Source organism: Cupriavidus sp. U2, assembly GCF_009663685.2.
Taxonomy (GTDB): Bacteria; Pseudomonadota; Gammaproteobacteria; order Burkholderiales; family Burkholderiaceae; genus Cupriavidus; species Cupriavidus necator_C.
Genome location: NZ_RCOG02000012.1, coordinates 505,897 through 518,284 on the forward strand (window position 1 = coordinate 505,897; position 12,388 = coordinate 518,284).

Here is a 12,388-nt window from a genome sequence, read left to right on the forward strand (position 1 = left end):
TTAGCGGGGAGTGTTGCCAAAACTCCGCGCTTTCCGACCGCCGCTTTCCCATTGATTTTTCGGGCGTTTTAGCGCCTGTACGGCCGCGCTGGCCGGGCCGCCGGCCCCGGTTTTCGTGCCGAATCTTGATTTTTCGACTCTTTCGCGAGATTAACGACGATGATCCACAGCATGACAGGCTATGGCCTGGCCACCCGCCAGGCACCGCTGACCAACGCCCAGGGCGAACCCAGCGGCCGCACGGCTTCGGTTTCCGTGGAATTCCGCACTGTCAATTCGCGTTTTCTCGACCTGTTGTTCCGTGCCCCGGAAGAGTGCCGGGCCTTCGAGCCGGCGCTGCGTGAAATGCTGATGGGCGAGCTGTCGCGCGGCAAGCTCGAATGCCGTATCAACCTGCAGCGCACCGACACCGGCGGCGCCACGCTGGCGCTGAACCAGGGCCTGCTGGACCAGATCCGCGCGCTGGAATCCACCGTGGCCGGCACCTTTGCCGGCGCGGGCACCATGCGCATGGGCGAGATCCTGCGCTGGCCGGGCGTGCTGGTGGAACCCGAACTGTCGCAGGAAGCCCTGCGCGAAGCCGTGACCGGTGCCGCGCGCGACGCCCTGAAGCAACTGCTGGAGGCCCGCGGCCGCGAGGGCGCCGCGCTCAAGGCCACGCTGGAGGAGCGTATCGACGCCATGCTGGCCATCGTCGAGCGGCTGACGCCGATGATCCCCCAGCTGATCGCCCACCATCAGGAAAAGCTGACCGAGCGCCTGCAGGAGGCCTTCAACCTGGCCGCGCCGAACGGCATGCCGTCGATGAGCCGCGAAGAAGTGGCCGAGCGTATCCGCCAGGAAGCCACGGTCTACGGCATCCGCATCGACATCGCCGAAGAGCTGTCGCGCCTGCAGGCCCACCTCAACGAAACGCGGCATATCCTGAAGAAGGGCGGCCAGGTCGGCAAGCGTCTGGATTTCATGATGCAGGAGCTCAACCGCGAGGCCAACACGCTGGGCTCGAAGGCCGCTGCCAAGGAACTTGCCGATGCGTCGATGGAGCTGAAGCTCCTGATCGAGCAGATGCGCGAACAGATTCAAAACCTCGAATAAGATCATGAGCGACACCACCCACACCGCCATCGATACCGCCTATCCCGGCAACCTGTTCATGGTGGTGGCACCGTCAGGGGCCGGCAAATCCACGCTGGTCAATGCGCTGCTGGCACAGGACCAGTCCATCCGCCTGTCGATCTCGCACACCACCCGCAAGCCGCGCCCCGGCGAGCAGAGCGGTCGCGAGTACCACTTCACCACGGTCGAGGAATTCCGCGCCGCGCGCGATCGCGGCGAATTCCTGGAATGGGCCGAAGTGCATGGCAACTACTACGCCACGTCGCGCGTCTGGATCGAGCAGCAGATGGCCCAGGGCAACGACGTGCTGCTGGAGATCGACTGGCAGGGCGCGCAGCAGGTCCACAAGCGTTTTTCCAACGCCGTGGAGATTTTCATCCTGCCGCCGTCGCTGACCGCCCTGGAAGACCGCCTCAAGAAGCGGGGCCAGGACGAGCCGAACGTGATCGTGCGGCGCCTGCTGGCGGCCGGTAGCGAAATGGCCCATGCTTCGGAGTCCGATTACGTGATCATCAACGAGGTTTTCGAAGACGCGCTGAAGCAGCTCCAGAACGTCGTTCACGCGACCCGTTTGCGCTTTTCGTCGCAGAAGGCCCGTCACGCCGAGCTGTTTATCGAGCTCGGCATTCATTGATTGCAGGCCCGTCGCCGGAAGGTTCCGGCGGCGTGCTGTAAAATACCGGCCTGTCGAACAGGTTTTATCCCAAGGTGGATTTGATATGGCGCGTATTACCGTCGAAGATTGTCTGAAACACATCCCGAACCGCTTCGAGCTCGCGCTCGCCGCGACTTACCGGGCACGTCAGCTCGTGCAAGGCCATACGCCCAAGGTTGAGGCGAAGGACAAGCCCACCGTGGTGGCGCTGCGCGAAATCGCGACTGGCCAGGTGGGTATCGAGATGCTCAAGAAGGTACCGACCTGATTGCCAGGGCGGCCCGTGGTTCATTCATGCTTCGCGTGCGTACGCATCCCGCCGCGCATCCGGTTGAATTCCAGGGGCTGCCATGCCTTCGTCGCCGACCGATCCCGCCATTGCTCCCCCGGCCAACGCCGGGGTCGGGCATTCGCGTGCATTGCCGGCAGCGAAGCATCCTGGCGCCGTGCCGGCTCCGGCCGGTGCGGTCGCCACGCCTGTGGCGCCCGGCGCACCGCTGCCCGGTGTCGTACCGGTTTCCACATCCCTGCCTCCGGCGCCTTCCGCGCCTGCCGGCCGTAAGCGTCCCGGAATTCCTCCCGTGACAGCCCGTACCGGTGCTCCCAATTTGCCCGATCCGCTCGGCGACAACGTCGTCGGCGAGCGTGCCGTCGTCCCGCCGATCCAGCAGGGCAAGGCGCGCGCGGCCCTGGCCAATGAACTGGTAGCCGAACCCGTGGCTGGCACCGTGCCGGCCACGCCGGGCGGCGACCTGTTCATCGATGCGGTGCTGGCGCAGTCATACCGGCATTTCTTCGGTCCGACGTCGCAGCCGGCGGTGCCGCCAAGGCAGCAGGTCATCTCGATCGCGCGGCTGATGGAGAAGCTGGCTTATCTGAAGCCGGCTGACCAGGCGGTGGTGCGCGAGGCGTTCCAGTTCTCGGACGAGGCGCACCTGGGACAGTACCGCCAGAGCGGCGAGCCGTACATCACGCATCCGGTGGCCGTGGCCGAACTGTGCGCGGACTGGAAGCTGGACGTGCAGTCCATCATGGCGGCGCTGCTGCATGACGTGATGGAAGACCAGGGCATCACCAAGAGCGAGCTGGCCGAGAAGTTCGGGCCGAAGGTTGCGGAACTGGTCGATGGCCTGACCAAGCTGGACAAGCTCGAATTCCAGAGCCGCGAGCAGGCGCAGGCGGAAAGCTTCCGCAAGATGCTGCTTGCGATGGCGCGCGATGTGCGGGTGATTCTGGTCAAGCTGGCCGACCGCACGCACAACATGCGCACGCTCGATTTCGTGCCGCCCGAGAAGCGGCGCCGGATCGCGCTGGAAACGATGGAGATCTACGCGCCCATCGCGCACCGGCTGGGTCTCAACACGATTTACCGCGAGCTGCAGGAACTGTCGTTCAAGGTCGGCTCGCCGTTCCGCTACGCCACGCTGGAGAAGGCCGTCAAGGCCGCGCGCGGCAATCGCCGCGAGGTGGTTCGCCGCATCCTGGAGGCGGCGCAGGGCGCGCTCGGCGACGCCGGTATCGTGGCCGAGCTGTCAGGGCGCGAGAAGACCCTGTACAGCATCTATCGTAAGATGCATGACAAGCAGCTGTCGTTCTCGCAGGTGCTTGACGTCTACGGGTTCCGCGTGGTCGTGGAAACGCAGATGCACTGCTACATGGCGATGGGCGCGCTGCACAGCCTGTACAAGCCGATGCCGGGCAAGTTCAAGGACTACATCGCGATTCCGAAGATCAACGGCTACCAGTCGCTGCACACGACGCTGGTAGGGCCGTTCGGCACGCCGGTGGAGTTCCAGATCCGCACGCGCGGCATGCACCAGATTGCCGAGGCCGGCGTGGCGGCGCACTGGATGTACAAGCACCAGGCCGACCACGCCAACGATATCCAGCAGCAGGCCCACCAGTGGCTGCAGTCGCTGCTCGATATCCAGAGTCAGACCGGCGATTCGCAGGAATTCCTGGAGCACGTCAAGATCGACCTGTTCCCGGATGCCGTCTACGTATTCACGCCAAAAGGCCATATCCGTGCGCTGCCGCGTGGCGCCACGGCGCTGGACTTCGCGTACGCGGTGCACAGCGACCTGGGCAACCAGTGCGTGGCGGTCAAGATCAACAACGAGCTGCTGCCCCTGCGCACGGAGCTCAAGAGCGGCGATATCGTCGAGGTGGTGACGGCGCCGTACTCGAAGCCGAATCCGGCCTGGCTGGCGTTCGTGCGGACCGGCAAGGCGCGCGCGGCGATCCGCCACTACCTCAAGACCACCAAGCTCGACGAGGCCATCCAGCTGGGCGAGCGCCTGCTGGACCAGTCCGCGCGCCAGCTTGGCATCGAACTGAAGGCGGTGCCGCAGTCGGTGTGGGAGCGCATGATTCAGTGGACCGGCAACAAGGTGCGCGAGGACATCTTCGCCGACCTGGCGCTGGGTCGGCGTGTGCCGGCCGTGGTGGCCCGGCGCATGGAGATCCTGCTGCAGGAGCTGTCTGGCGATGTGGACAGCGCGCTGCTGGCCGCGGTGCAGACATTCGCTGGCGAGGAAGCCCCGGCCGTGCCGATCACCGGCGACGAAGGCATGTCGATGATCTTCTCGGCGTGCTGCCGTCCGATCCCGGGCGACTCGATCGTTGGCTATCTGGGCAAGGGCGAAGGCCTGCAGATCCACGTGCAGGACTGCAAGGTGGCCAAGCGCCTGCACAGCAAGGACCCCGAGCACTGGATCGAGGTCATGTGGGCCAAGAAGACGACGCGTGCCTTCGATGTGTCGATCAAGGTCATGGTGCGCAACGTGAAAGGCATCGTCGCGCGCGTGGCCGCCGACCTGACCGCCGCCGACGCCAACGTGGCCCATGTGGCGATGGAGCAGCAGCAGGTGGCGGGGCACCAGGAAGCCACGTACATGCAGTTCGTGATCCAGGTGCAAAACCGCCTGCACCTGGCCAACGTCATGCGCGCACTGCGTCGGAATCCGGATGTGATCCGCATCTTCCGCGACCGGAACGACGGTTAGAGACCCGAGGCCGCGCAACGACGCCCGCATCGTTGTCCTGGCGCCTCCGGGTTATTTCGCCGGGTATTTCACTTCCAGAATGTCGATCTGTTCGATGCCGGCCGGCGTGCGCAGCGGCACGGTGTCGCCTTCGCGCGCCTTGATCAGGGCCTTGGCGATCGGCGAAATCCAGCTGACGTGGTTGCTGTCCAGGTCCACCTCGTCCATGCCGACGATCGTGATCGTGGTTTCTTCGCCTGACTGGTTCGCGTACGTGACCGTGGCGCCGAAAAAAATCTGGTCGTTGTCGCCCTGCAGCGATGGGTCCACCACCTCGGCCTTGTCCAGCCGCCGTGTCAGGAAGCGGATGCGCCGGTCAATCTCGCGCAGGCGCTTCTTGCCGTAGAGGTAGTCGCCGTTTTCCGAGCGGTCGCCATTGGACGCGGCCCATGACACGATCTGGACGACATCTGGACGGTCCACATCGATCAGGTGCATCAATTCGTCGCGCAGCCGCTTGTAGCCGGCGGCGGTGATGTAGTTCTTGGTGCCGGCGGGCAGCGGTGTCGCGCCCTCGGGAAGATCGTCGTCGTCATCGTTGGACGACTCTTTGACAAATGCCTTGTTCATGTTCCGGATCACTTCATGAAGCTTCAATTATAGGAAGTTGCGCTCATCGACCCCGGTCGATGAAAAAAATGCGCGAAGGGGGTTCACAAAACTGAAAACTTCTATATAATCTCTTTTCTCGGTTGCGGCTGTAGCTCAGTTGGATAGAGTACTTGGCTACGAACCAAGGGGTCGTGGGTTCGAATCCTGCCAGCCGCGCCAACCTATACGAGAGAAGGGCTTCCGGAGACGGAAGCCCTTTTTTCATTCCCCTCCGCCTCCCGCTTCTTCCTTTCCCCCTTTGTTTTCGTTTGCGCCTCGTTCGCTGTCTATGCTGTATGCATGGTCGGCCGGAACACCTGCGCGCTGGCTGGCTCCAATTTCAATCCTGATCGCTACTCACGGAGGCAACACATGCAACAGGACGACTGGCGCGTGGAAGGCTATCGCGGCATGGACGCATACGTACTGGTGACCTCGCAGCACGATGCTGTCGCCGGCAGCGTGGGCGATACGCAGACATGGGGCTACGAAGTCCGTGTGGCACAGGAGGGCATGGACCCGGCCGATGCCGGCGACACCGAGCGGCTTGCCAGTGGCGCGCATGTCTATGCCACGCGCCATGCGGCCGAAGTGGCGGCATTCGCCGCAGCCTATGCGCTGATCGACAAGCTGGTGGTCCCGGCGCGATAGCGCTGGGCCTGTCCGGCGGTTCCTGGCCGCAAAGTTCCTTGCGATACGTGCAATGGCGTATCACAGGCCGATTCCGGCCTCATTGGTTTTGACTTGATCCAGGTCATTCGTGGATCGGGGGATGGCTCCTAGTCTGGTACTGAGGCGCGCCGCGGTGCGCGCCAGCAGTAGAAAACCAGGAGCGCGCCATGCCCGAATACGAAGGATTAAAGATCGTCTACGAAGTGATCATGCTGCCCAAGGACAAGTGGGCCATCATGATCGAGATCATTCGTCGCGAGGATGGCGAAGTTCTGATGGCGCGTCACAATCCGTTTCCGCGTCAGCCGTTCGATACCAAACTCGAAGCGCTCGATCATGTGAACCGCTATGTCGCGCAGGCCGTGAAGGGCCTGGAAGGTGACAACGTGAAGCCGTTGCGACGTCGCGCATAGGCGTTGTCATCGAAGGATGCGTGGTGATGAACAGAGGCCTCCACGATGTTGGAGGCCTTTTCTTCGTGCTGGTGCATGAAACGCTTGCCACGCGCCCCAAATTGCTGCATAATCTTTTTCTTCAGACGCGGGGTGGAGCAGTCTGGCAGCTCGTCGGGCTCATAACCCGAAGGTCGCAGGTTCAAATCCTGCCCCCGCAACCAGATACTCGAGAGGGCTACACATGATGTGTAGCCCTTTTGTTTTTCTCTGCGTTTCCGCTGTTTCCCCCCTCCTGCTGTTCGCTTCCCGTTTCCCTTTTTGTTCCGCTTTTTTATTCCGTGCACCGCATCCGGCGCGAGGCAGCGTGCGCTCGTCTTTTGCGCGTTGGATGATGCGACGTCTGCGGACGAGCCACGCCCCCGCGAGCCATGCGGCTGGCGGGGGCGTTGTTTGTCAGGGGCAGGGGATCAGGCCTTGATCAGCGAGGCGGCGCGTTGGAACGTATCGCGTACCTGCGGCTGGCCTTCGCGTTCTGCGGCTTCGGCGCGGGCCTTGAGTCGGGACGTCAGTACGGCAAGGTTGCCGCCGCCGCCGCATGCGCGTGCGGCCTCGTTCATCAGCTGCGTCAGTTCCTGATTCACGTCGGCGCCATCGAAAGCACTGACGGACAGGGCCGACACGCGCTCCAGAAAGCTGTTGACCAGTGCTTCATCATGTTGCGGTTCGGGCATGGTGGCTCCTTGGCGAACAACGAAAACACTGAAATAGGAATGCCGGCACGTCCGGACCGATGCCGGTCAGGCGGATCAATGCCGCGGGGGCAACTGCGGCGGTGCGATGCGTCGTCGGGCCGGCTTCAGCACGCGCGAAGGCCACAGCACGTAGTTCGTGTGCGGATCCATCGGCTTGCCGAAATACGATACCCATACCTGCACGCCGTGTTCGGTTTCGGACACGATGGCGGCCACTGCACGGGCCGCGACAGAGGGGGATTTCAGCAGGTCGGCCAGGGCCTCGACGCCCTGGACCACATGATGCTTTACCCCCTTGAACCACACGTATTGACGCATGGCAGCAAGAAATCGCTTGGTCATGAATGCTGCTCTTCTCGTTGGCGATGCGGAACTGAGACCACAGCTTACACGGATAGTTGTGACGGTTTTGTAGGCTAGCGTCTGATTTTCTTTCAGCGCACGATGACATGTGGCGGTTGCGATGCATCGTGACACCGACGCCGCTTCTGGGATGTGCGCCGGCAAATTGACAAGCTGTAACAGTTGTCTTAGCGTGGTTGCATATGCTGCACAAAATCTAACGTTGTCCTGGGCCCGATGGGCGTGGAGGCAAGTGTGGAAAAGGTGGCAGAACTCGAAAAGCGGCTCGAAAGCGGCAAGGCCCTGCGTCAGAAGGTGCCGCGACGCACACAGGAATCGATCGGCAATGTCGATCGCGATCCGGTTCGCCTGCTGGAGGAAAGCAGCGCCGGTCGGGTGGAGCGTCTGATCCCGCTGCGCTACGGGCGCATGATCGCGTCGCCATTCACGTTCTACCGTGGCAGTGCCATCATCCAGGCACACGACCTGGCCGGCACGGCGAACACGGGCTTGATCCACCAGATTTGCGGCGATTGCCATCTGTCCAATTTTGGCGGATTCGCTACGCCCGAGCGTGCGCTGCTGTTCGACGTCAACGATTTCGACGAGACCAGCCCGGGCCCCTGGGAATGGGATCTGAAGCGCCTGACCGCCAGCTTCGTGGTGGCGGCGCGCCATCTGCGCCATGGCACGGCGGCCGCCGACAACCTGGTCTTCGAAGTGGTCACCAGCTATCGCCAACGGATGGCCGAGTACGCTGAAATGGGCATCCTGGAAACCTGGTACGACCGGATCACGTTCGAGCGGCTACTGGAAAGCACGGACGATCCCGATATTCAGAAGCGCGTCAGGCGCGCCATGGAGCGGGCCGCGGAGCGCACGCACGAAACGCTGCTGCCGAAGCTGTCCGAACACGATGGCGAGCGCTGGCGCATTCTCGACGCGCCGCCCGCCGTGTTCCACGTGCGGGGCGCGCAGACCCTGTTCCGTGCCGAGGACGACTGGCTGGCCGTCGACAACCCGCGCGAGATCGTCGAAAAGTGCTTTGCCGACTACGTCTCGACGCTTGCCCGCGACCGGCGCGAACTGCTGTCGCATTTCAAACTGCATGACATGGCCTTCAAGGTGGTGGGCGTCGGCAGCGTCGGCACGCGCTGCCTGATCCAGTTGATGATCGACAGCCATGGCAAGCCGCTGTTCCTGCAGGTCAAGGAGGCCACCCGGTCGGTGGTGGCACGCTACTTCAAGTCGGCGGCGGTCGCGCATGAGGGGCGCCGCGTGGTCGAGGGCCAGCGCCTGATGCAAGCCGCCAGCGACTTGTTCCTGGGCTGGTCGAAAGGGCCGTTCGGACGCCATTTCTACATCCGCCAGCTGCGCGACATGAAGTTCTCGGCCGACATCGAACTGATGGACGTCAACGTGCTGACCGCCTATGCCCGCGTGTGCGGCTGGGTGCTGGCACGTGCCCATGCCAAGGCCGGCGGGCTGGCGGCCGAGATCAGCGGCTACCTGGGCAGCAATGACCGCATGGCCGAATCGATGATCGCCTATTCGAATGCCTATGCCGACCAGGTGGAGCGCGACTACGACGTCTTCGTCAAGGCGTGCCGCTCTGGCCGGCTCGAAGCCCGCACGGACGCCGACATGGCCGCCGATTTCCGCGTTTGACCCGGTCCGGACCCACCGGACCCGTTTGCCCCCAGGAGTGCGCCGATGACCGAAGATTTGCTGCTGCAACTGATGGTGGAAGTGGAAAAGGCCGATCCCATCGACTACGCGAACCTGCCTTTCGATGACGAAAAGCTGCGCGCCCTGGCCTGCAGGATCATTGCCGAACGCTCCACCGAACTGGAAACCTCGGGCCTGTCCCAGGAGGCGCTGCTGGCCACGCTGTGGGCGTCCACGGCCAAGCTGGTGCTGGAGAACATCGTGCTCAATGCCCGGCTGCTGACCCTGCAAGGCAAGGCCGAGGATGCGCGCGTGCTGATCGACCGGATCGCCCGGCAATCGCGCGGCACGCCCTGAACGCGCCGGCCTGCGGCGAGTCTCATGCATCACACGATGCGTGAGCGTCGCCGTTTGGCTAAAATAGCGCGTTTTCCGCTCTCAGGCCGTCCCCGACGGCCAACCGGTCACACCCGGGGGCGGGGGTTTGTCCTGGAGGGATTTCGGGTGATCAAATGGATTATCGTCGCCGCCTACGTGGGTGCCATCCTGTATGTGCATTTCCGCGGCAAGGTACGGCTGCCGTTCATGCGCCAGGTGCTTGACCATTCGGCACTGGTGGCGCCGGTCAATTGCTTCATGTACATGTTCTCGGGCGTGCCCCGCACGCCGTACATTGACGTCGACCGCTTTCCTGAACTGGAGAAACTGCGTGCCGCGTGGCCGCAGATTCGCGACGAGGGCCTGGCCCTGATCGCAATGCGCAAGATCAAGGCGGCCGACAAGAACGATGACGCTGGCTTCAATTCGTTCTTCAAGTACGGCTGGAAGCGGTTCTATCTCAAGTGGTACGAGGCCCAGCATCCGTCGGCGGAAACGCTGTGCCCGAACACCGTGGCGCTGCTGCGCGAGATGCCGTCGGTCAAGGCGGCGATGTTTGCCGAACTGCCGCCGGGCGGCAAGCTCAACCCGCACCGCGACCCGTTCGCCGGTTCGCTGCGCTACCACCTGGGCTTGTCCACGCCGAACGACGACCGCTGCTTCATCGAAGTGGACGGCGAACGCCACAGCTGGCGTGACGGCCAGGGCGTGGTGTTCGACGAGACCTACCTGCACTGGGCCGAAAACAGGAGCGAGACGGACCGCCTGATCCTGTTCTGCGACATCGAGCGCCCGATGCGCTATCGCTGGGCCGCCGCGGTCAACCACTGGATGGGCCGCAAGGTAATGACGGCCGCCAGCTCGCCGAACGACGAAAACGACCAGACCGGCGCGATCAACAAGCTGTTCCGCTTCGTGTGGCTGGGCGGCCAGTATCGCCGCCGCTTCAAGTCGTGGAACAAGAACCTGTATTACGTGACCAAGTTCGGCCTGATCATCGGCGGGGTGGCACTGATCGTGTTCCTCTGATCCCCGGCTTGCCGCTGCCGCTGAACTGGCGGCCGCGCAAACCGCGCAAACCGCGCAGACCGCTCAAACATGAACCGGCAGATGACTGCCGGTTTTTTTTCGTCCTGCGGTTTATCTTCCGCAGCCGTCAGTGCAGATCGGCTTCGGGCTGCCGCCGCTCGTTGCCCAGTTCCGCGTAGTGCGCCCGCTTGGCCTCGTACATGCGATGGTCGGCCAGCTTGACCGTGTCGGTCAGCCGGTCGCCCTGGGCGCACGTGGCCGTGCCGATCGAGAACGACAGCCGTGCACCGGGGTAGAACTGGTTGTTCAGGACCACCACTTCCTGGATCTGCTCGACCACGGTCGCCGCGCCGCGTTCGTCGCGCCCGGGCAGCAGCACCATGAATTCGTCGCCGCCGGTGCGGGCCACGCAGGCCTGCTCGCCGACGGCCTTCTTCAGCACCTCGCCGGTGCGGCGCAGCAGCGCATCGCCATCGCCATGGCCAAACTGGTCATTGATGGCCTTCAGGCCGTTCAGGTCCACCGCCACCACGCTGACCGGCCAAGGGCCCTTGCGGCCCAGGCGGGCCAGTTCGTCCTCGTAATAGGCACGGTTGTAAAGCTTGGTCAGCACGTCGTGCTTGCCCAGGAACTCCACATAGGCCTCGGCCTTCTTGCGCGCGGTGATGTCGGTCAGCGACACCAGCACCTGGTCCCAGTCGGCCTCGCGGCCCGGGAACACCGACCACTGCATGAAGACGTCCACGGAGCGGCCGTCCAGCGCGTAGTTGATGACTTCGCGCTGCTGCCAGAGCTTTTCGTGCCACAGGTCGATCAGTTGCTCGGCAAAGTGGAGGCGCATGTCGTCGCGGAACACGTCGCCCAGGCGCGACAGCAGGATTTCCTTGCTGGGCGCGCCGAACATCGTCAGCGTCTGCTGGTTGACGTCGAGCACGCGGATTTCCTGCATGCAGCGCGAGACAAAATCGGGATGCACGTTCAGGAAGGTGCGGAAATCGGTGATGCCGGCCGCGCGCACTTCGTCCAGCAGCATCTTCACGGCGCTGAAGTCTTCCACCCACAGCGACACGGGCGAATGCTCGAACAGCCCCACCGCATATTGCTGGGCGCGGCGCAGGTCGCGCTCGGTGCGCACGCGGGCCGTGATGTCCTCGATCGACAGCAGCACGCGCGACCAGTCGGCCTCGTGGCCGGGCATGACCGTGGCTTCCAGGCGGATGTCGAGCCGTTCGCCGTCCAGCGTGTAGTTGACGGTCTGGCTGGAAAAGTGGTTGCCGCCGTCCCAGAGCTGGCCCAGTTCCTCCACGTGCTGATCGAACATGTCGTCGCGGAACACGCTGTCGAGGTTGGCCACCAGGTCGGCCAGGTCGCTGGCGCGGAACAGGTCCAGCGTGCGCTGGTTCACGTCGAGCACGCGGATCAGCGCCGAGCAGCGCGCCACTTCGGCGGGGTTGTCGCGCAGGTGGCGACGCAGGTCGGTCACGCCATCGGCTCGCAGTTGTTCAAACGCCCGGCGCACCGCGCTGAAGTCTTCCAGCCAGAGCGACACGGGCGCCAGCTGGAACAGGGTTTGATAGTCGTTGTCGAGCCGCGAGGCGGCGGTTGCGTGCCCCAAGTTGTTCTCCCTTTTTGTGATGGATGGCGTACCGCGCACTAGCATAGGCGAGCGGGCACCGCTTGTGGGGAGAAATCTAAAGAAACGGCGATGTATCCGGTGCGGATGTGGTTGGCGCGCGCCAGGTGCCG

The 12,388-nt window shown here is 63.7% G+C and carries 13 protein-coding genes and 2 tRNA genes; 11 read left to right on the plus strand and 4 right to left on the minus strand.

Features of this window, described 5'->3' with window-relative positions; all coding sequences use genetic code 11:
• Positions 1-159: 159 nt before the first annotated feature.
• The 4 genes from D9X30_RS12525 to D9X30_RS12540 all read left to right on the plus strand — a co-directional run bounded on the left by D9X30_RS12525 (position 160) and on the right by D9X30_RS12540 (position 4,776).
• Positions 160-1,095, plus strand: coding sequence for a YicC/YloC family endoribonuclease (locus D9X30_RS12525; RefSeq protein ID WP_153947528.1), 936 nt, complete (start codon positions 160-162; stop codon positions 1,093-1,095).
• Positions 1,096-1,099: 4 nt separating this feature from the next.
• Positions 1,100-1,750: a guanylate kinase gene (gene gmk / locus D9X30_RS12530; RefSeq protein WP_153947529.1), complete on the plus strand. Its 651-nt coding sequence runs from the start codon at positions 1,100-1,102 to the stop codon at positions 1,748-1,750.
• Positions 1,751-1,835: 85 nt separating this feature from the next.
• Entirely contained in the window at positions 1,836-2,039 is a 204-nt protein-coding gene (gene rpoZ, locus D9X30_RS12535) for a DNA-directed RNA polymerase subunit omega (RefSeq protein WP_092594707.1), read from the plus strand.
• 313 nt (positions 2,040-2,352) lie between these two features.
• On the plus strand, positions 2,353-4,776 hold the full coding sequence (locus tag D9X30_RS12540) for a RelA/SpoT family protein (RefSeq protein ID WP_249640948.1): 2,424 nt from the start codon (positions 2,353-2,355) through the stop codon (positions 4,774-4,776).
• A 51-nt stretch (positions 4,777-4,827) separates the two neighbouring features.
• On the opposite strand, the gene greB is transcribed toward D9X30_RS12540, so the two are convergent.
• Positions 4,828-5,385, minus strand: a complete 558-nt coding sequence (gene greB, locus D9X30_RS12545) for a transcription elongation factor GreB (protein ID WP_153947530.1) — start codon at positions 5,383-5,385, stop codon at positions 4,828-4,830.
• A 124-nt stretch (positions 5,386-5,509) separates the two neighbouring features.
• Here greB and D9X30_RS12550 point away from each other — a divergent pair.
• From D9X30_RS12550 to D9X30_RS12565, 4 genes are all read left to right on the plus strand, one after another.
• A tRNA-Arg gene (locus D9X30_RS12550) sits at positions 5,510-5,586 on the plus strand.
• A 192-nt stretch (positions 5,587-5,778) separates the two neighbouring features.
• Positions 5,779-6,057 carry a hypothetical protein gene (locus D9X30_RS12555; protein WP_153947531.1) on the plus strand — a complete coding sequence of 93 codons (279 nt, stop codon included), beginning with the start codon at positions 5,779-5,781 and terminating at the stop codon, positions 6,055-6,057.
• Between the two features lie 188 nt (positions 6,058-6,245).
• On the plus strand, positions 6,246-6,491 hold the full coding sequence (locus D9X30_RS12560; protein ID WP_153947532.1) for a hypothetical protein: 246 nt from the start codon (positions 6,246-6,248) through the stop codon (positions 6,489-6,491).
• A gap of 126 nt (positions 6,492-6,617) precedes the next feature.
• Positions 6,618-6,694 (plus strand) — tRNA-Met (locus tag D9X30_RS12565).
• 246 nt (positions 6,695-6,940) lie between these two features.
• Here the strand turns inward: D9X30_RS12565 and D9X30_RS12570 are convergent.
• Together D9X30_RS12570 and D9X30_RS12575 are read right to left on the minus strand one after the other, a co-directional pair.
• The gene (locus D9X30_RS12570; RefSeq protein WP_153947533.1) at positions 6,941-7,204 is read right to left on the minus strand and encodes a hypothetical protein; all 264 of its coding nucleotides are present in this window, start codon (positions 7,202-7,204) and stop codon (positions 6,941-6,943) included.
• 75 nt (positions 7,205-7,279) lie between these two features.
• On the minus strand, positions 7,280-7,567 hold the full coding sequence (locus tag D9X30_RS12575) for a hypothetical protein (RefSeq protein ID WP_153947534.1): 288 nt from the start codon (positions 7,565-7,567) through the stop codon (positions 7,280-7,282).
• A 237-nt stretch (positions 7,568-7,804) separates the two neighbouring features.
• Here D9X30_RS12575 and D9X30_RS12580 point away from each other — a divergent pair, with 237 nt between their 5' ends.
• The 3 genes from D9X30_RS12580 (at position 7,805) to lpxO (ending at position 10,642) form a co-directional block, all read left to right on the plus strand.
• The gene (locus tag D9X30_RS12580; RefSeq protein WP_153947535.1) at positions 7,805-9,235 is read left to right on the plus strand and encodes a DUF2252 domain-containing protein; all 1,431 of its coding nucleotides are present in this window, start codon (positions 7,805-7,807) and stop codon (positions 9,233-9,235) included.
• Positions 9,236-9,280: 45 nt separating this feature from the next.
• The gene (locus D9X30_RS12585) at positions 9,281-9,592 is read left to right on the plus strand and encodes a hypothetical protein (protein WP_153947536.1); all 312 of its coding nucleotides are present in this window, start codon (positions 9,281-9,283) and stop codon (positions 9,590-9,592) included.
• 147 nt (positions 9,593-9,739) lie between these two features.
• Positions 9,740-10,642 (plus strand): lipid A hydroxylase LpxO, encoded by a 903-nt coding sequence (gene lpxO, locus D9X30_RS12590; protein WP_249640950.1) that lies wholly within the window; start codon positions 9,740-9,742, stop codon positions 10,640-10,642.
• Positions 10,643-10,769: 127 nt separating this feature from the next.
• On the opposite strand, the gene D9X30_RS12595 is transcribed toward lpxO, so the two are convergent.
• Entirely contained in the window at positions 10,770-12,302 is a 1,533-nt protein-coding gene (locus D9X30_RS12595; RefSeq protein ID WP_153947537.1) for a sensor domain-containing diguanylate cyclase, read from the minus strand.
• Positions 12,303-12,388: the final 86 nt, after the last annotated feature.